The sequence below is a fragment of the Peribacillus sp. SIMBA_075 genome, from assembly GCF_046534585.1.
Window position 1 is genome coordinate 1 of the sequence record NZ_JAWRYN010001503.1, and the last position, 240, is coordinate 240.

The 240-nt window shown below is 33.3% G+C and carries 1 protein-coding gene; it reads right to left on the bottom strand.

Going from position 1 to position 240, the window contains the following annotated elements:
• Positions 1 to 74 precede the first annotated feature (74 nt).
• On the bottom strand, positions 75 to 240 hold a 166-nt coding region (locus tag SB775_RS33420), incomplete at its 5' end, for a cation:proton antiporter regulatory subunit (RefSeq protein WP_410865598.1).

Consider the following 240-nt stretch of genomic DNA (forward strand, 5'->3'; position numbering starts at 1 on the left):
CGCCCAATGATTTTACCAATCATTATGGAAATATAAGAAAAAGGACAATACCTTCATGGTATTGTCCTTTTCTCTTATCTTAAAAAGTGTTTAAAACGATCTACTTCATCGTCATGACCAATTACAATTAATATATCTCCCGCTTGAATATTTTCCGTAGCTCGAGGAGATACAATAACTTCTTTACCACGTTTAATCGCTACAATATTCAATCCAAACTTCGCACGAATATCTAATTCG